Annotated in this window: 15 protein-coding genes; 3 read left to right on the top strand and 12 right to left on the bottom strand. The window is 66.8% G+C overall.

Annotated elements, in window-relative coordinates; genetic code table 11:
* Positions 1-26: 26 nt before the first annotated feature.
* The 7 genes from AAHB16_RS25420 to AAHB16_RS25390 form a co-directional block, all read right to left on the bottom strand.
* Positions 27-1,226, bottom strand: coding sequence for a CaiB/BaiF CoA transferase family protein (locus AAHB16_RS25420; RefSeq protein WP_342052303.1), 1,200 nt, complete (start codon positions 1,224-1,226; stop codon positions 27-29).
* A 13-nt stretch (positions 1,227-1,239) separates the two neighbouring features.
* Complete coding sequence (locus AAHB16_RS25415; protein WP_342052302.1) at positions 1,240-2,229, bottom strand: Bug family tripartite tricarboxylate transporter substrate binding protein; 990 nt, start codon at positions 2,227-2,229, stop codon at positions 1,240-1,242.
* Positions 2,230-2,281: 52 nt separating this feature from the next.
* Positions 2,282-3,085 carry an enoyl-CoA hydratase/isomerase family protein gene (locus tag AAHB16_RS25410; RefSeq protein WP_342052301.1) on the bottom strand — a complete coding sequence of 268 codons (804 nt, stop codon included), beginning with the start codon at positions 3,083-3,085 and terminating at the stop codon, positions 2,282-2,284.
* Between the two features lie 8 nt (positions 3,086-3,093).
* Positions 3,094-3,849, bottom strand: a complete 756-nt coding sequence (locus AAHB16_RS25405) for an SDR family NAD(P)-dependent oxidoreductase (RefSeq protein WP_150371790.1) — start codon at positions 3,847-3,849, stop codon at positions 3,094-3,096.
* A gap of 1 nt (position 3,850) precedes the next feature.
* Positions 3,851-4,996: a thiolase family protein gene (locus AAHB16_RS25400; protein ID WP_342052300.1), complete on the bottom strand. Its 1,146-nt coding sequence runs from the start codon at positions 4,994-4,996 to the stop codon at positions 3,851-3,853.
* A gap of 8 nt (positions 4,997-5,004) precedes the next feature.
* Positions 5,005-5,364, bottom strand: a complete 360-nt coding sequence (locus tag AAHB16_RS25395) for a Zn-ribbon domain-containing OB-fold protein (protein WP_342052299.1) — start codon at positions 5,362-5,364, stop codon at positions 5,005-5,007.
* Positions 5,365-5,540: 176 nt separating this feature from the next.
* On the bottom strand, positions 5,541-7,016 hold the full coding sequence (locus tag AAHB16_RS25390) for an argininosuccinate lyase (protein ID WP_342052338.1): 1,476 nt from the start codon (positions 7,014-7,016) through the stop codon (positions 5,541-5,543).
* A gap of 185 nt (positions 7,017-7,201) precedes the next feature.
* Here AAHB16_RS25390 and AAHB16_RS25385 point away from each other — a divergent pair, with 185 nt between their 5' ends.
* Positions 7,202-7,456, top strand: a complete 255-nt coding sequence (locus tag AAHB16_RS25385; RefSeq protein WP_342052298.1) for a translation initiation factor 1 — start codon at positions 7,202-7,204, stop codon at positions 7,454-7,456.
* 53 nt (positions 7,457-7,509) lie between these two features.
* Here the strand turns inward: AAHB16_RS25385 and AAHB16_RS25380 are convergent, their stop codons facing one another.
* From AAHB16_RS25380 to AAHB16_RS25365, 4 genes are all read right to left on the bottom strand, one after another.
* A complete protein-coding gene (locus tag AAHB16_RS25380; protein WP_342052297.1) occupies positions 7,510-8,196 on the bottom strand; it encodes a hypothetical protein in 687 nt (228 codons plus the stop codon).
* A 38-nt stretch (positions 8,197-8,234) separates the two neighbouring features.
* A complete protein-coding gene (locus AAHB16_RS25375; protein WP_342052296.1) occupies positions 8,235-10,238 on the bottom strand; it encodes a hypothetical protein in 2,004 nt (667 codons plus the stop codon).
* 1 nt (position 10,239) lies between these two features.
* The gene (locus tag AAHB16_RS25370; protein ID WP_342052295.1) at positions 10,240-11,883 is read right to left on the bottom strand and encodes a hypothetical protein; all 1,644 of its coding nucleotides are present in this window, start codon (positions 11,881-11,883) and stop codon (positions 10,240-10,242) included.
* 189 nt (positions 11,884-12,072) lie between these two features.
* A complete protein-coding gene (locus AAHB16_RS25365) occupies positions 12,073-14,142 on the bottom strand; it encodes an FUSC family protein (RefSeq protein WP_342052294.1) in 2,070 nt (689 codons plus the stop codon).
* Between the two features lie 230 nt (positions 14,143-14,372).
* Here AAHB16_RS25365 and AAHB16_RS25360 point away from each other — a divergent pair, with 230 nt between their 5' ends.
* Positions 14,373-15,926 carry an acetyl-CoA hydrolase/transferase family protein gene (locus AAHB16_RS25360; protein WP_342052293.1) on the top strand — a complete coding sequence of 518 codons (1,554 nt, stop codon included), beginning with the start codon at positions 14,373-14,375 and terminating at the stop codon, positions 15,924-15,926.
* 29 nt (positions 15,927-15,955) lie between these two features.
* Here AAHB16_RS25360 and AAHB16_RS25355 read toward each other — a convergent pair whose 3' ends face one another.
* Positions 15,956-16,861 carry a LysR family transcriptional regulator gene (locus tag AAHB16_RS25355; RefSeq protein WP_342052292.1) on the bottom strand — a complete coding sequence of 302 codons (906 nt, stop codon included), beginning with the start codon at positions 16,859-16,861 and terminating at the stop codon, positions 15,956-15,958.
* 125 nt (positions 16,862-16,986) lie between these two features.
* Here AAHB16_RS25355 and AAHB16_RS25350 point away from each other — a divergent pair.
* Positions 16,987-17,568, top strand: a 582-nt coding sequence (locus AAHB16_RS25350) for an FUSC family protein (protein ID WP_342052291.1), incomplete at its 3' end; no start/stop codon positions are given.

Raw genomic sequence — 17,568 nt, 5'->3', positions numbered from 1 at the left:
CCTCATGGGTCGCGCCACATCATGGGTCACGCCGCGCACTGAATGGCCCGCCGATCGGCCAGCGCGTCGATCTCGGCCTCGGCGAATCCAAACGCCCGCAACACGGCCACCGTATCCTGCCCGCACGCCGGCGCATGCCGATGCGGCCGATCGTTGACCTCGGCGCTGCATACCGGAAACCCGGGCATGCGAATCGTGCCTAAGACCGGATGCCGCGCCTCGGCGATCATGCGGTTGGCCGCCACCTGCGGATGCGCGGCCACGTCGGCATACGTGGCCACCCGCGCGCAGAGGATATCCGCGGCCTGCAACACGGGCAGCCATTCGTCCGTCGTTCTGGTCACGAACACGGCGGTCAGCGCGCCGACGAGTGCCGCGCGGTTCGCGACCCGCAGCGGCGAGGTAGCGAAACGCGGATCGTCGGTGAGCGCCTGTACGTCGAGCACCCTGCACAGGCTCCGCCATCGCGCCGGCATATAGGCCGCCACCATGATCCATCCATCGCGCGTCCGGAACGCCTGATTGGGCGCGGAATAGGGCGCCGCGCTGCCCGCACGCACGGGCAGTTCGCTATCGGCCAGATACCCGGCCAGGGCCGATTGCTGGAGGGCCAGCGCCGCATTGAGCAGGTTCACGTCGAGGTGGCCGCCGTTGCCATCCCGCTGCCGCTGCGCGAGCTTGGCAAGGATGCCCATCACCGCCACATAGCCCGTCATCACGTCCACCACGGGCGACTGGACCTTGCAGGGTTCGAGCCCATCGATGCCGATCAGGCTCATCAGCCCCGAGTCCGCCTGCAGAATGCCGTCGACGCCCGCGCGATCCGCATAGGGGCCGGTTTGGCCGTACGCCGAGATCGAGCAATAGATCAGCGCGGGGTGATCGGCGGCCAGTTGCGCATAGCCAAGGCCGAGCCGATCCATCACGCCGGGCCGCATGCTCTCCACCACGATATCGGCCTCCGCGATCAGCCGCCGGGCCACCGCCACGCCCTCGGGCGTCTTCAGGTCCAGCGCAATACCGGACTTGTTGCGATTGAACGCATGGAACAGCGTGCTGTCGTCGCCGAGCCAGCCCGGGCCGAGGCCGCGGCCCAGCTCGCCGCCGGGCGGCTCGACCTTGATCACGCGCGCCCCCATGTCCGCCATCAGCATCGTGGAGATCGGGCCGGCGGCGATCTGCGTGAAGTCGATCACGGTCAGGCCGTCCAGTGCATTGCCTAGCATGATGGGCTCCCGGTCACATCGCGACCCTGATGTTGTTCTCCGAGATCACGCGCTGCCAGCGCTGCAACTCCCGGCCGATATATGCCTTGAGCTCGTCGGGCGAGGAGCCCTTGACCTCGAAGCCCTGGTTACGGAACTGTTCGGCCAGGTCGGGCGCCTTCAGCGCGTTCAGCAACGCGGCATTGAGCTTGTCGACCACGGCGCGCGGGGTCCTGGCCGGGGCGAGCATGCAATACCAGAGCTCGACGTCGTAGCCCTTGAGACCCGCTTCGGTAAAGGTCGGCAGGTCCGGCATCAGCGAGGTGCGGTGCTGGCCCGCGATACCGAGCGCGCGCAGCTTGCCCGTCTTGACGTATTGCGAGGCGGAGGCATAGGTGGCGAACGACACCTGCACCTGATTGCCCATCAGATCGGCGATCGACGGCCCGGTGCCGCGATAGGGCACATGCAGCAGCTCGGTCTTGTTGAGCCGTGCGAAGACCTCGCCCGCCAGATGCTGTGGCGTGCCCGGCCCCGGGCTGCTGTAGCTGACCTTGCCCGGATTGGCGCGCGTGTAGTCGATGAACTCCTTGAGCGTGCGGTACGGTTGCTCGGGGTTCGACACCAGCATCAGCGGCACCGATCCGATCTTGCCCACGGCCTCGAAGTCGCGCTCGATATTGAAGGGCACCTTCATGCCGAGATACGGGTTCATCGTGATCTGGCTCGACGCGATGACCACCGTATAGCCATCGGGCGCCGCATGCGCGACGTAGTCGGCGCCGAGGTTGCCGCCCGCGCCGGGCTTGTTCTCGATGACGATGGGCTGGCCCAGCTGCTGGCTCATTTTCGGGGCGATGAGGCGGGCGAGGATGTCGTTGCCGCCGCCGGGGGCGAAGGGTACGACGAGCGTGATCGGCTTGTTCGGATAGTTGCCTTGTGCCGAGGCGGGCATCGTCGTGCAGACGAGCGTTGCAACGGCGCAGCAGGCTAGTGCGCGCGCCATGCGCGGAAGGGTGTTCATGGTTGTCTCCGGTATGGGTATAGGTTTGTATCGGCGGCTATGCGCGTGCGACTCAGCGTCCCGAGAACGCCGCCGGACGCTTCTCGGCGAACGCCGCGCGCCCCTCGATCCGGTCCGCCGTATCGCGCAGCGCGCCCCAGTAGAGTTCGGTGAGCTCCTGCGCATCGGTGTCGCTCAGGTGCGCGGTCTGGCGCGCGAGCTTTTTGACCGCCTGCACCGCCAGCGGTGCATTGCCGGCGATCTTGCAGGCCAGCGCCATCGCGCGATCGACCAGTTGCCCCGGCGCCGTCACCTCCGAGATCAGGCCGATGCGCGCGGCCTCGGCCGCATCGATACGTTCGCCGGTCAGCACCATCTGCATCGCATGCGCCGACGGCACGGCCTTGAGCAGCCGGTGCAGGCCCGATACGCCCGGAATCGATCCCACGCGCACCTCGGGCAGCCCGAAGCTGGCTTCCGCCGACGCAATACGCAGGTCGCACTGCAGCGCGATCTCCAGCCCCGCGCCCAGGCAATGGCCATTGACGGCCGCGATCATCGGCTTCCAGCATTGCAGCGCGCTCAGGTCCATCAGGCGCAGATAGAGCCCGAGCTCGGCCGCGGGATCCGGTGCGTGGAACAACGCTTCGGCGTACGACGCGGGCGATGACTGCGTGCCTTTGAGATCCGCGCCCGCGCAGAACGCGCGCGTGCCGCTGCCGGTGAGCACGATCGCCCGAAGCTCGGACCGGTCGCGCACCTCGCACAGTATGTCGCGCAACGTATGCAGCGTGGCCACGTTCAGCGCGTTGAGCGCATCGGGCCGGTCGATCGTCAGCAGCGCCACGGCGCCGTCGATATGTAGGTGTACGGTCATGGCGGCTCCTACACGCTCGGCGACGACAGGCTGCGGCCGCCGCAGACGTACAGCGTCTGGCCCGTCACGTACGACGCGTCGGCGCTCGCGAAGAAGCTCACCGCGTTGGCGATGTCCTCGGCCGTGCCGATGCGCTGCACGGGCACCGACTTCTGCAGCCGCGCCTGCACGTCCGGCGCGAAGTTGCGGAACAGCGGCGTATCGACGATGCCCGGCGCCACCGCATTGACCGTGACGCCCTTGCCCGCGAACTCGATGGCCAGCGAGCGCGTCAGGCTGACCACGCCGCCCTTGGCGGACGAATAGTTGGCCTGGCCGAAGCCGCCGAGCCACGCGCGCGACGAGATATTGACGATGCGGCCATAGCCACGGTCGACCATGCCGGGCAGGGCGGCACGGCAACATAGGAACGGCGCGCGCAGGTTCGTATCGACGACGAGGTCCCAGTCTTCGTCGCGCATTTTCAGAAAGCGCATGTCGCGGACGACGCCGGCATTGTTGACGAGGCAGTCGATGCGGCCAAGCGTCGCTTCGATATGCGCGAACGCGCCGTTAACGGCGGCCGAGTCCGTCAGATCGACGGTCACGCCCATTGCGCGGCAGTCCGCCTGGATCAGGCCCGCCACGGCATCGGAGAGCGCGGCGGCGTCGCGATCGAGCAGCGCCACAGCCATGCCCTGTGACGCGAGCCGCGTGGCGATGCCAAGGCCGATACCGCGTGCCGCCCCGGTGACGACGGCAACCTGCTGGATGTCCGCGTTCATCTCACACTCCCAGAATATGCACCGACGACGCGGCATGATCGACGCCCGCGATACCGCCGCCCGTGCACTGCGTCAGGCCGATGCGCGCATCGGCGACCTGCCGGCTGCCGGCGCGGTCCTGCAGATGCCACATCACCTCGACCATCTGCGCAATGCCCGTGGCCCCGAGCGGATGCCCCTTGGCGAGCAGGCCGCCGCTCGGATTGACGGGCACGCGCCCACCCAGGCGCGTGGCACCCGAGCGCAGCAGCGGCACCGCATCGCCGGGCGCGGCGAGTTGCAGTGCCTCGTAGTAGAGCAGTTCGGCGATGGTGAACGCATCGTGCAACTCCACCACGTTGACGTCGCGCGGGCTCACGCCGGCCTGGTCGTACGCCTGCCGCGCGGCGCGCGCGGTGATCTCGGCATCGAGGATGTCGTCGTCGGCCTGCTCGCGCACGCCCGACACCACTACGGAGGAGAGCACCTTGACGGGCTTCCGCTGCGTCGGCCGGCGCGTGGTCATCACGACGGCCGCGGCACCATCCACCTGCGACGGGCAGCACTGCAGCAGCGTTAGCGGATCGGCGATCATGCGCGAGGCCAGCACCTCGTCCACGGTGGTCTCGGTGCGTTGCTGTGCGAGTTCGTTGAGCGAGCCGTGGTGCCGATTCTTGACGGCCACCGCGGCCAGATCTTCGCGCGTGGCATCGCGCTCGTGCAGAAAGCGCGTGCCGCGCATCGCGTAGACCGCAGGCAGCACCATGCCGGCCGTGGCGTAGAGGTCGGTCTTGATATCGTTGCGCTGCATCGGAATCGTGCCGCCGCCAAGCGCGGTCAGCTGTTCGATGCCGAACACGAGCACGGTCGCATACTGTCCGGCCATGAGCGCATGGCGCGCCAGATGCACGCCCGTGGCACCGCTGGCACAGGCGTTCTCGACGTTGTAGACGGGAATGCCGCGCAGGCCGAGATCGCGCGCGATCAGCTGGCCGAGGATCATGCCGCCCAGCACGTTGGCGCAGTACACGGCCTCGATACCGTCGAGGGCGACGCCCGCGTCATCGACGGCCTTGAGAATGGCCTGCTGCGCCAGCTCGGGGGCGAGCACGCCCGTGTGCCGGCCGAAGGACGTCATGGCGCCGCCGGAAATGTAGATGTCTTGCATGATCGCCATCACTCCTGAGTTGCCACAAACACGTAGCCGAACGTATCGTCGGCCCGCGCCATGTACCGGTCGCCGATGCTGGGACGGTCCTTGCCGACCAGCCGGCCAAAGATCCGCACCGGACCGTCGAAGTCGACGTAACCGAGCGCATAGGGCTGGAGTCCGGTCTTCACCGAGGGATGAATGATCGTGTAGCTGTACACGGTGCCCGCGCCCGTCACCGGCACCGTGGCATGGCGCGAGGCCAGCGGCGAGTGATCGGGCAGGGCGGGGAATACATACTCGCCCGTGGCATGGTCGCGGGAGGCGAGCAGCGTGGGCGGGGCGTCGGCGCTCCACAGGTTGGGCGGGACGGCTGAGGCTGACATGGGCGGTCTCCTTTATCGGTCTTTGCGGGCGGCGGGTGCCGTGCGTTGACTCGATATTGGTGGCCGGACGCCATGCCGACAAACGAGATTTCTGCCGCCTTCGATTGAGAAAAACGCAATCGATGCGCGTAAAAAAGCCCGCGCGAGGCGGGCTTCAGGCGGATGGCCGCGGCCACTCAGGGCTGGCCGGCCAGCTTCGCAAAGTCGCGATCGAGCCGCGCGAGCGACGCATCGATCTTCGTGCGCTTCTCCTGAATCCACGCGGCCTGTTCGGCAAGCGTCTGCTTCGCTTCCTTCAGCATGCGGTCCATCTCCGCGGGCTGCGGACCGCCGGCCGTCGCGCGATGGTTGACGATGGCCACGGGGTCGAGCGTCTCGCGGAACTCCTGCTCGCTCATCGGCAGGGTCGCCGGACCGTTCGCGGTATCGAACTCCTTGATGGCCTGTGCGTAGATGCGCTGCGCCTCCGCATACGGGAAATCGCTCGGGCGGATGTTCTTCGCCTTCGCGTAGTCGACGACTTCCGAGGCAAAGTGGTGGCCCACGCGGAACGGCAGCTTGTACTTGCGCATCAGCACGTCGGCCAGTTCCTGCGAGGCCGTCCAGTCGCTGTTCAGCTCGTCCAGCGCGCGGTCGCGGTCGATGACCAGCGCGTTGAGGATGCGGTCCCAGCCCTGCAGCACCTTGATGGCGCTCTGGACCATCTCCTTGTTCGGCTTGACCTCCTTGGCATCGGCCATGCCCGGCGGCAGGTTGTGCGCGCGCATGACGGGGCCCATGGCCAGCGTGATCGCGGTGGAGGCTTCGGCGCGCGTGCCGTTGAGCAGGCCCGGATTGCGCTTCTGCGGCATGGCGCTGGACACGTAGGTATTGCCGCCACCTTCCCGCAGCAGGATCCACGGACGCGAGTTGGCGTACTGCGCCATCACGTCCTCGATAAAGCTGCCCGCATGCAGCGCGATGCTGGTGACGATCGCGCCGGCTTCCACGGGCTGGTCGACGGCCGCGATCTGGTGGGCGTCGTAAGCGTTGTTGACGATCTTCGAGAAGCCGAGGTAGTTGCCCATGCGCGCGCGATCGAGCGGCCAGCTCGTGCCGTTCAGGACCGTCGTACCCATCGGCGACTGGTCGAGGCGCGCATAGGCCTCGCGAATGCGCTGCGCATCGCGATCCAGCGCGGCAGCGAAACCGAGCAGGTAATGGCCATAGCTGTTGGGCTGCGCCGCGACGCCATTGGTGTAGTTCGGCACGATGGTCTTGGCATGTTGCTCCGCCAGTCGCACGACGGTGGTCGCCGTGGTATTCAGTTGCGCCGCGAGCTTCAGCATGTCGTCGCGCAGGATGGCCGCGCGGTACGTGGCATGCATGTCCTGGCTCGAACGGCCCGCATGCAGCAGCGTGACTTCCACACCGCCGGCCTTGATCAGCAGCGGCTCGAACGTGATGACGGTGGACGGGCGCTTGCCGCCCGGCTGGTCGCCGTCCTTGAGAACCTTGTCGAGGCCCACGGCGATGCGCTGCGCGGTCTGCCTGTCCAGCAGGCCCTGCTCGGAATTGATGACGGCCGTCGCCTTGTTGATCTCGCCGAGCCAGTAGAACTCGTCGCGGTCTTTGGCCTGCTGGGCGTGGACCGGGATCGCCTGCACCAGCATCAGCGTGGCAAGAGCGATGATTTTCGATTTGAACATGGGGGAGTGCGGCGCGCGCAAAGCCTTGGAAGGTAGCGTAGGACTATATCGCATCCACATTCGATGACAAATATCGATGGGGTCGTTATCCATATGTTGCGCGTATGGATGGCCCGGGCGGCAAGGAGGGGGGCGTGTTAGAATCCGCGATGCTTAAAATCGAAGAGTGGGAAGAACTGCACCTGACGGCCGACGGCTGGATCAGTGGTACACATCGCGTCGAACCGTGGTCCGAAGTGACCGCGCCAGCGCCTGAAAACCGCGTGCTCACGGCACGCCGCCGCGTGACGGCGACCTACGGTGGCGAGTCGGAAGTCGTGGAAGTGCGCTCGCCGCATACGACCGACCTCGATCACATCGCCGCGCTGCTGCAGCGCTACGGCGACCCGGCCTTCCGTATCTAGTCTCTCCGCATCAAAAAAGGCACGGCTCTGCCGAGCCATGCCTTTCCCGACGCTTAGATCTCCTCGACCTTCTTCGGCTTTTCGGAAGCCGACGTCGGCAGCGAGGCGATCTTGCCTGCCTTGGCGAGCTTGACCAGGCCTTCGCCAATCTTCGCGGTGTTGCTCAGTTGCGAGCTCACCGACGACGCCACATCCTTCAGCGCGCCCAGACGCGGAAGCAGCGTGGGGTTCGACGACACGCCGGACACCAGCGCCGTGCTGCCGTCCGCCAGTTGCTTGTCCTTGAGCACGCCCAGCATGAACGTGAAGGCGGCGTTGCCGAACGAGGCCATCTGCGCCTTGTTCATCGAGGCCAGCTTGGCCTCGCCATCCTTGCTCGCGAGTACCTTCTGCACGGCCGTGGCTTCATCGCTCTTGATCTTGCTGACTTCCGCCGCCTTTTCGGCCGGATCGGCAATCGCGTTGGCGGCGGCCATGCGCGCTTCCAGCTCGGCGATCTCTTCCTTGCTTGCCAGTGCCTTGAAGATGTGCGCCGACGACGTGCTGATCATCTGGTTCGCGTCGTTCGCGGTCTGGATGAATGCGTCGATGTCGCCACCGGACACAGCCGCGGCGGAGCCGCCGCCCACGCCCGGAATCGCCGAGGTGATATTGCCAAGGCCGAACGCCATGGCGGCAGGCGCGGACACGAACAGGGCGCCGCTCACGAGCGCGGCCAGTGCTACAGAGGTCTTCTTCACGTTGACGTTTCCTTCTTTCGTTCTCGGGTGGATCAATTTCAGTTGGGGTTCAACAGTTGCGTCATGACGCCGTCGAGGCTCGTGCGGGTATCGCGGTCCAGGTCCATGGCCTGCAATGCCGCCACGTCGCCTGCATCGGCGGCGGCGGGATAGCCGTTCGAAACAAAACCATGCTCGAGGATCGCCTGTCCCACCACGCTGCCGCCGGCACGCTGCCGGTAGGCGAGGCGGACGTTGTAGCCCTGCGCGCAGGAGCCGTCCTCGCATTTGCGCTCGCGTGGATCGATGCGATACAGCGCCTCGATGCAGCGGTCATACGTGCCCGGCCGCAGCGACAGGTCGCGCGCGAAACCCGACTGACCGCCCACGCGTCCCTTGACGAGGTCCGCCAGCGCGGGATTGATCATCACGACCCTGGCCGATGCCGCGCCCGCGTAAGCCAGCAGATTGAAGCGGTCCATCGCCACCGAGCCGATCTGGCTCTTCTCGGCGGGGCAATAGGCCAGACGCTGGCCGCCGCCGCCGGCGCCCGCGACGCTTTCCGCCAGCACCACGTCACCGGCCTCGGGGCGCGGCGGCTTGCCGGCGATCGGCAGTACCGGGGTGGCGGTCACGCGTGAACCGTCGCGGCCGGTGACCGTGGCATCCCACGTGGGCACCAGCGCCTCCTCGGTCAACGGACCCGGCTTGCCGATGCCGTGATACACGCGGATGGTGTCGCCGTTCTGCAGCGCGCCGGCCGCATCGTCGATCTGGAAGCTATCGGCGGCCGCGGCCGTCACCTTCAGCGACAGCGGCTGGAAGCGGACTTCCTTGCCGAAGCGGTCGGCCAGATCGTTCAGCGCATTCTTGAGCACCACCTCGCGGCGGTCCGCGGCATTGAAGCCGGCCTTGTCCGTCACGGTGTCGTCGATACGCTGCGTGACGTCCGCCGCGTACAGTACGCGGCCGTCACGCGACAACAGCTCCGCGAACGCCCAGGCCTGATAGCTTTGCTGCGTCTTGTAGGCGAGGTTGGTCGGCAGCGTGTACTGCCGCGCGGGCGGCACCACCATGCGGATGAAGTAGTCGGGCAGCGCGCGCTTGCCGCTGACGTCGTGGCCGATGCCGGTATTGCTGTCGATCGATGCCTGCACCTGGCTGAAGTTGGCATTGAGAGGCAGCGTGGCAAACGGCGCGCCGCTGCCGAGCTTGTCGGTGAACAACTGCGTGCTCACCGCATCCGACAGGTCGTTGTTGCCGTCGCTCACGAGCGCCAGCACGCGCGGCTTCTTCACATCGGAGAGCGCCATCGTGCCGGCCCGGCTGAATACCGCACCGTCCTTCGGGTTGCCCAGCACGGGCACGGCCACCGCATAGTCGGCGCCGGCATGCTCCACGCGGATCTCGCTGGCGCCGTCGTTCATGACGTCGCCCTTGCCGATGCCCGCCCGGTAGCCCTTGTCGAGAATCACGAATCCGCGCCATGTATCGGCGACGCGCGTCTCCACGACGTACGGGTTGAACTGGCGCGCGGCGGAAGCGAGCATCGTGTCCAGCAGCGTCGTGAAGCCATTGCGATAGGCATTGGCCACGCTGGCCTCGATGGCGGGCTGGCCCAGCGCGCGCGACGCGGTCAACACGTCGTAGCGCGTCTGGCTGAACGACTGCAGCACCTCGCCCGTCATCGGATTGCTGAAGTACAGGCTCAGCGTGACCGGCAGATAGATATCGGTCGTGCCGTCGGACTTGTCGATCTGGTAGCGCGAGGCGCGCGTGACCTGTACCGACAGCGCCAGCGTCCGCAGGCGGTTCTTGCTGTCGATGGTCGGCGCCAGCGATCTGAAGTGGGCCTGCGCGCGCTGCTGTAGCTGCGCCACGCTCTGCCGGATATCGAGCGCGGGCCGGAATGCGGGATCGATCTTGCTGCTGCCGGTGCCGGCATCGTCGAAGAAAATGCCGGGCACCACGTACAGTCCCACGCCCGGCGCGGCCGATGCGCCGCCGCTGGCGAGCAGCAGCGCGGCGACGGCCGCCGTCGTTGTCAGCGATGTCTTGCGCATCTCAGCGTGCCGCCTTCGTCTTGACGCAGCCATTCATGCACAGCGTCACGATATTGCCGTCGACCATCGAGTCGAGCCCGGCGAACATCGGATTGCCGCCGAGCGCCATCGCCACGGCCTGGTCCAGCGGATCGGTGCCGCGGTAGGTGGCCACCACCTCGAGCTTGTCGGTACCGGCCTGACGCTGCGTGGGCTTCTCGAGGCCCGGCACGTTCTTCAGTGCCTGATTGAACGCGGTACGGTTCATCAGCGTCAGCGTGCCGCCGGTCAGCCGAATCACGTACTCTGCACCGTACATCGTGCGGCGCTTGACGAAGTCCTGGATGCGCTTGCCCACCTGATTGCCGAGGCTCGCGGCGAGCTTGCCCGCCAGCTTCGCGCGGCAGTCGTCGGAAGAGATACCGATGGCGGCCTCCGATTGCGTGGCCGAGCCGATGTCCTCGCCGGTCTTCGTCGAGAAGGTCTTGGTGCTGGCCACGCCCGTGCAGGCCGGCTGGCCCGAGTTGCGGTCGACGCCCACGTCGTAGATGACGGACGAGCCGATCATCAGGTAGTCCGCGGTCGCTTCCTGCCGCGCGAACTCCGTGTACCTGGCGAGTTCCGCGCCGTTCTCGAGCTGGTCGAGCGTGATCGCACGATTGCCGAAGTACTTGCTCTTGAACAGCGCGTTGTCGATGACCTTGATGTCGAGGTCGCCAAGCTGGCCCTTGAGCTCGTTGTACGTGTAGTTCTTGCTGTCCGGACCCGTGTTCTGCGGCTGGTACTTGACCAGCTTGCGGAAGTACGTGTTGTTGTGGTCCTCGGCGGCGACGTTGCGCGAGTAGGCGGACTGCGACGACGACGCCGATGCCACGCTGCTGGTGCTGGCCGCGGCGACCTGACGCGATGCCGCGCCGGCGGCCTGGCGGCTGCTGGCACTGGCGGCGTCGTAGCGCGCGGTATCGCGGCCGGCCACGGCCGCTTCGCCACCGTAGCCGTCGCGCGCGGCACCGGCCACCTGCGTATCGCGCGCCGCGCTCACGCGGCCGGCCGATGCTTCCTTCACGGCGAAAGCGGCCTGTTCCTTCGAGGCATAGGCGGAGCTGCTGTTCGCGGCATAGGCGGCCTTGCGCGAGCTCGATGCCGCTTCCTTGTCGCTATAGCTGCTGCCTTCCTCGTGACGGAACTCGGTCAGTTCTTCCAGCGGCGCGCGCAGGTTCGTCGGCGTGGTGAAAAACTCGTCCATCATCACGAGGATGGGCTGGCTGCGCGTCGCGGTCGTGTTCAGGGCCAGGCCGAGATCGCTGATCTGCGTGCGCAGTTCCTTGTCGTCCATGCGCAGCGTGATGCTGACGCGGAACTGCCCGTCCACCGAGCTCGGCACGGGGCTGTAGAACGATTCCTCGCCCACCTGCACGACGAGGTCGTCGAGCTTGGCCTGTACGTCGGGGTTCTTGCTCGTGCCCGCACCCACGACCTTGTCCAGCGCCGCGAGTACCGCGTTGCGCTTCGCCTGCCGCATCGCTGCCGTGCGAACCGATGCCAGATCGTCGGTGATCGTCGCGGTGCCGACGCCACGCGCCTCGATATCCATCGCCTGTGCGGCGGGCGCGGTCAGCACGAATGACGCGGCCGTTGCGAGCAGCGTTTTTTGGAATGCGTTCATTGATCAGGATGGTTTTACGAATGGAGGGACGAGCGCCGCCACAACCAGTCGTGCTGGCTGATTTGCAGGGCGTTTCCGGGAGTGTGGTTTCGGCGCTGTGTGCGCGGTGATGATACGGTTTTCGTGTGCTTTATGCGCCCCACTAGAGTGGGGCGCGGAATCCGCGATCGCTGCCGATTAGGCCTGCAATCAAACGGTTGCAGCGGTTTGCACTGCAGAACGCATATAGCCGTCGAATGCCGTGATGAGGTTGCGCACCGCGTGGTCGAGGTCGTCGGCGGGGGCGTCGAGATCCACGCGCGGCGGACCGCTATCGGCGGCATTCAGCGCACCGAGCATGCTGGCCGCGATGGCGTCGTAGTGATCGGCACGCTGCCGGTCGCGCACGTCGGGTTCGCCGGTGCGCAGCACTTCGATCACGGCCGCCGCGCCGCACACCACGCGCGCCGCGTGAATCAACTCGTGCAGGCGGTCCAGCCGCGCCGACCGCCAGCGCCCCTCCAGCAGCATGCGTTCACGCGCGGTTTCCAGCCGCGTGCTCGCCATGCCGGCCTCGCGTTGCAGTTGGTCGAGCTTGGCCGCGTGGCTCGGGCCAAGGCGCGCTACCGCGGCCGCAAATGCCATGTTTGTCGAGATCACCGCCGAGATCGCCTCGGGCAGTCCGTTGCCGGCGCGCCCCGGCCATAGCAGGAAGCTCGCGGCGACACCGACGCATGCGCCGACGAACTCGTTCGTCAGCCGCGCAAGGATCAACCCCTCGGTAGGGCGGATGAAATCCGACAGCAGCATGAACATCGGCGTGAGGAACACGACGAACAGGCCGTAGTTCACGAGCCGCAGCGATACCGTGATGGCCGCCAGCGGCAGGATGGCGAGCGTCATCGCCAGCGGCGTGGAGACATGCGTCAGCAGGTAGGCCGCGAGGATCCCGCCGAGAAAGCTGCCGCACGCGCGCTCGACCACGCGTATCCACGTATTGGCCGAGATCGGCTGCGTGACGACGATCGCGGCGATTGCGCCCCAGTAGGCGAACGTCACGTTGAACGCGGTGCAGATCAGATAAGCCAGCACCGACGCGGTAGCCACGCGCAACGCATGACGCCAGACCAGCGCGTCGAGATGAAAGGTTGCCGAGGGAGGGGCCACGGGTGCGGCGCTGGGGGACGCCACAGTGGGGGCCGCCGTTGCCGCGTGGCTCGTTACCGGCACGGGCACAGGACCACGGTCGCCAAGCCGCGCGATGGCCCGCGCGGCAAACGACACCGCGCGCGCGGCCTGATCGTTGCGGCCCGCCGTCTGCCGCACGAGGGCATGGGCCTGCGCGATCGGCACGTCGGCCATCGGCATCTCCTGCTGCGCAAGATCGCTCAGGCTTTGCAGCAGTTGCCGCAGGCTCTGGAGCAGCGACCGCCAGTCGTCTCGAATGGCCACCTCGGGATTGCGCCGCGAATGCCCCAGCGCGATCAGCGCGGAGAAGACCCGGCCCGCCGCATCGATACCGGGGCCGAGCACGGGGCCCGTGCGCGGGTCATGCGCCGCCAGCGCGCGGCCACGCTCGATCGACATGCGCACGCCACGGCGATAGACGGTATCGAACTCGTCCCAGCCTTCGGTATCCATGCCCGGCCGCGCGTCGAGCGACTCCAGATGGGCAGCCATATCGTCGAGCCGCGCGAAGATCGTGGCGAGCGTCAGGCAGGCGGACTGCCGGAACGGCAGCGGCCAGAGCACGATGCAGAACAGCATCGTCCATAACGAACCCAGCAGGAAGTAGCCGCCCTGCGCAAGGGCGCCGGAGAGTTCCGCGGGCGAGGCAATGCCGATGACCACCGCAAGCGAGGCAATGAGGCCTGCCTGCGCGGGCATCGGTCCCAGCGCGGGCTTGTACGAGCGCGTGAGCCCGCAGAGAAAGACCAGCACGAACAGCGTCGCGAGGCTGACGCCATAACCCCAGTGCGCGAGGTACGCGGACGCGGGCAGCACCACGGTACCCAGCGCGGTGAACATGCCCATCGTCCGAAGCCGTTCATCCTTCGGCCCCTGCGGGTCGCACAGGACGTTCCAGAACGCGGCGACCGCCCCGAATGCAATCTCGGGACGCGCGAGCAGCACGGCCGCGCAAAGCATCGGGGCCATCGCCAGCGCGGTGTGAATGCCTTCCGCCACGGCAATGCGCTCGGGCGTCACGGCAAAGACATGCCCCTCCGACCGTAGCGTGCGACGGCTGACCAGGGAAACGAGCTTGCCGATGAGGGCCATGGAACCTTTGGCGTGTCGGGAGGGGGGCGATGTGGCTGTTACCTCATTCTAGATACCTGAAGCATTCCGGCAAGCTCGACCATGGTCGGGGGTGCCCCGCCCCCGCGCGATCCGCCCCAACCATGAAAATCCCGACTGCTTTCCAGTCGTTTATGTCGCCGCCGGAATACATCGCCCTCGCTACACTCAACTCATGCAAAAGGCGCCCCCGCGCCGCAGAAGGAGACAAGATGTATCGCGATCGGATCCGGCTGGCGAACCTCCAGGACAAGGTCATGTCGGCGGAACAGGCCGCCGGCCTCATTCAGGACGGCATGACCGTCGGCATGAGCGGGTTCACCCGCGCGGGCGACGCCAAGGCCGTGCCATTCGCCCTGGCGCGGCGCGCCGAAACCGACCCGCTGCAGATCACGCTGATCACCGGTGCTTCACTGGGCAACGACGTCGACAAGGTGCTCGCGGAAAGCCATGTGCTCGCGCGGCGCCTGCCGTTCCAGTCCGATGCGACCCTGCGCGAAAAGATCAACAACGGCGAGGTGATGTTTATCGACCAGCATCTGGGAGAAACCGCCGAACTGCTGCGTAGCGGCCAGATCGCCCCGGTGGACGTCGCCGTGATCGAGGCCTGCGCCATCACGGAGTCGGGCGGCATCGTGCCGACCACCTCGGTTGGCAACTCGGCCAGCTTCGCGATGCAGGCCAGCAAGGTGATCGTCGAGATCAATATGAACATGCCGGCCGGCCTCGAAGGCCTGCACGACGTGGCACTGCCCGTGGCGCGGCCTTACCGCCAGCCGATCCCGCTGATCGCGGTGGAGCAGCGCATCGGCCTGCCGTATATCCCCGTGGATCCGGCAAAGATTGCAGCGATCGTCATCACGCAGCGCGACGACAGCCCGTCGAATGCATCGGCGCCCGACAACGACACGCGCCGCATCGCGCGCCATCTTATCGACCTGCTCGTGAAAGAGGTCGAGGCCGGCCGCCTGCCGTCGTCGCTGCAGCCGTTGCAGGCCGGTATCGGCACCATCGCCAACGCGGTGTTGCACGGTCTTGCCGATTCGCCGTTCCATGACCTGACGATGTACTCGGAGGTGCTGCAGGACAGCACGATCGCGCTGCTCGATGCCGGCAAGCTGCGTTTTGCTTCGGCCTCGTCGATGACGCTGTCGGCGCCGGTCTACCAGAAGGTGCTCGGCGATATCGAGCGGTACAAGTCGCGCATCGTCCTGCGGCCGCAGGAGATCAGCAATCATCCGGAAGTCATTCGCCGGCTTGGGCTGATCACCATCAACACGGCACTCGAATGCGATATCTACGGCAACGTCAATTCGACGCACGTGGGCGGCACGCATATGATGAACGGCATCGGCGGCTCCGGCGACTTCGCGCGCAATGCGTCGCTGTCCGTGTTCGTCACCAAATCGGTGGCGAAGGGCGGCAAGATCTCGAGCATCGTGCCGATGGTCTCGCACGTGGACAATGCCGAGCATGACGTCGATATCCTCGTGACCGAGCACGGGCTGGCGGACCTGCGTGGCCTTGCGCCCCGGGAACGGGCGCGCGCGATCATCGCGAACTGCGTCGATCCCAGCTACCGGGGGCCGTTGCAGGACTATTTCGATCGGGCCTGCGCGCGAGGCGGCCAGACCCCGCACTTGCTGGAAGAAGCCTTTGCGATGCATCTGCGGTATCGGGATACGGGCACAATGCTGCCGGCACCGGCGGTCGTACCCGTACGCGACGCCGCGTTGCTGACAGCCGTGGAACCGCTCGCGGCCTGACGCTGTCCTCGCTGGGCCACGGCGGGGGCCTACTTTTTCGGCGCGGGTCCCATGACTTCCTTGCAGACCTCCAGCCACGCTCTGGCCGCATGCGACAGGTAACGGCCGGGCGACCAGATATGGGCCATTGCCCAGTCCACGTTCGGCTCGATCAGGCGCGCAACGGCGAGCCCGTCGCGCGACTCCAGCCGCGCCAGCAGGGGTTCGGGCAGGAATGTCGTGCCCAGACCGGCGGCCGCCATGGACGCGAGGAAGTCCCAGTGGCCGCTTTGCGCCACCACGCGCGGCTCGATGCGCGCCTCCAGAAACGCCTGCCGTAGCATGCGCGTCAGCGAGAACGCGTCGGTCAGCAGCACCAGCGGCTCCTCGCTCAGTGCCTGCAGCCGCACGGTGCGGCCCCTGGCCCATGCCGCATCGCGCGGTCCCACGGCCCAGATCGGGTACTTGGCGAACTGCCGCGTCTCCAGCGCCAGTCCGCTGTCGCCGGGCAGCACCGTCGCCCCGACCTCGATCTCGCCGCTGGCGACGCGTTGCTCGATCACTTGCCCGCCATGTTCGGCCAGCGTGAGTTGCAGATTCGGATAGCGCTTGCGGAACGTGCTGACAGCGGGCGAGAAGAACAGATTGACCATCGGCGGAATGCCCACCTCGAGCTGGCCACGGCCCAGCGACGAAAGGTCGGCCACTTCCAGCGTCAGCCGGTGCACCACGCCCAGCGCTTCCTGACCCCGGTCGTAGACGACCTTGCCCACATCGGTCAGCCGCACGGACTTGCCTTCGCGGATCAGCAGCGGCTGCCCGACCTCGTCCTCCAGTTGCCGGACCATCTTGCTGATGGTGGACTGGGTGACATAGAGCGAGGAAGCCGCCTGCGTAAAGCTCTTGAGGCGCGCGGTCTCGACGAAATAGCGCAGCGCGCGGATGTCGATGGGCATGGCGATTCTATGAAAATTTCGACTGGATCGCCGAATCTTAAATCATGCTGGGAATGTCCGCACGGCAACTACACTTCCCATCTCGACCCCCGCAATCGCGCCGGACCGCCGGCGCGTGACTCGTTATGGCGCACTGGCCAAATGCCCGACAGTGGCTGTTCTCGCTGAAGGCATTCGTGGCCGCGATGCTGGCCCTCTACATCGCGCTTTACTTCGGTCTGCCTCGCCCGCATTGGGCCATGGCCACCGTCTACTTCGTCGCGAATCCGCTCACGGGCGCAACGCGGTCGAAGGCCGCCTACCGCGTGGCCGGCACCGTGCTCGGCGCGGCGGCGGCGGTGATCACCGTACCGCAGCTCGTCAATATGCCGATCGTGCTGACCGGCGCGATCGGGCTATGGATCGTGCTGCTGGTCTATCTGTCGCTGCTGCAGCGATCGCCGCGCAGCTACGTCTTTCTGCTGGCCGCCTATACGCTGCCCATCGTCGCGCTGCCGACCGTCATGCATCCGGCAGACATCTTCGATGTGGCGGTCTCGCGCGTCGAGGAAATCGTCATCGGTATCGTGTGCGCGTCGCTGGTGGGGGCTATCGTCTTTCCCGCGCGCGTGGCGCCGGCGCTGCGGGCGCGCGCGCAGCAGTGGCTCGACGATGCGAACGCATGGGCACGCGATATCGCCGCGGGAAATCCCGGCGCGGGGGGGGGG

The sequence above is a fragment of the Cupriavidus sp. OTU4054 genome (assembly GCF_038440175.1).
Taxonomy (GTDB): Bacteria; Pseudomonadota; Gammaproteobacteria; order Burkholderiales; family Burkholderiaceae; genus Cupriavidus; species Cupriavidus pauculus_D.
Note: the sequence above shows the minus strand (reverse complement) of the source record. Positions and strands in the feature narration are given on the sequence as shown.

Excerpts from the sequence above, each read along its gene's own strand:
- AAHB16_RS25420 (WP_342052303.1), bottom strand. The coding sequence starts at position 1,226 with ATGCTAGGCAATGCACTGGACGGCCTGACCGTGATCGACTTCACGCAG.
- AAHB16_RS25375 (WP_342052296.1), bottom strand. The coding sequence starts at position 10,238 with ATGCGCAAGACATCGCTGACAACGACGGCGGCCGTCGCCGCGCTGCTG.
- AAHB16_RS25405 (WP_150371790.1), bottom strand. The coding sequence starts at position 3,849 with ATGAACGCGGACATCCAGCAGGTTGCCGTCGTCACCGGGGCGGCACGC.
- AAHB16_RS25385 (WP_342052298.1), top strand. The coding sequence starts at position 7,202 with ATGCTTAAAATCGAAGAGTGGGAAGAACTGCACCTGACGGCCGACGGC.
- AAHB16_RS25355 (WP_342052292.1), bottom strand. The coding sequence starts at position 16,861 with ATGCCCATCGACATCCGCGCGCTGCGCTATTTCGTCGAGACCGCGCGC.
- AAHB16_RS25390 (WP_342052338.1), bottom strand. The coding sequence starts at position 7,016 with ATGCTGGTGCAGGCGATCCCGGTCCACGCCCAGCAGGCCAAAGACCGC.
- AAHB16_RS25365 (WP_342052294.1), bottom strand. The coding sequence starts at position 14,142 with ATGGCCCTCATCGGCAAGCTCGTTTCCCTGGTCAGCCGTCGCACGCTA.
- AAHB16_RS25395 (WP_342052299.1), bottom strand. The coding sequence starts at position 5,364 with ATGTCAGCCTCAGCCGTCCCGCCCAACCTGTGGAGCGCCGACGCCCCG.
- AAHB16_RS25400 (WP_342052300.1), bottom strand. The coding sequence starts at position 4,996 with ATGCAAGACATCTACATTTCCGGCGGCGCCATGACGTCCTTCGGCCGG.
- AAHB16_RS25415 (WP_342052302.1), bottom strand. The coding sequence starts at position 2,229 with ATGAACACCCTTCCGCGCATGGCGCGCGCACTAGCCTGCTGCGCCGTT.
- AAHB16_RS25360 (WP_342052293.1), top strand. The coding sequence starts at position 14,373 with ATGTATCGCGATCGGATCCGGCTGGCGAACCTCCAGGACAAGGTCATG.
- AAHB16_RS25370 (WP_342052295.1), bottom strand. The coding sequence starts at position 11,883 with ATGAACGCATTCCAAAAAACGCTGCTCGCAACGGCCGCGTCATTCGTG.
- AAHB16_RS25410 (WP_342052301.1), bottom strand. The coding sequence starts at position 3,085 with ATGACCGTACACCTACATATCGACGGCGCCGTGGCGCTGCTGACGATC.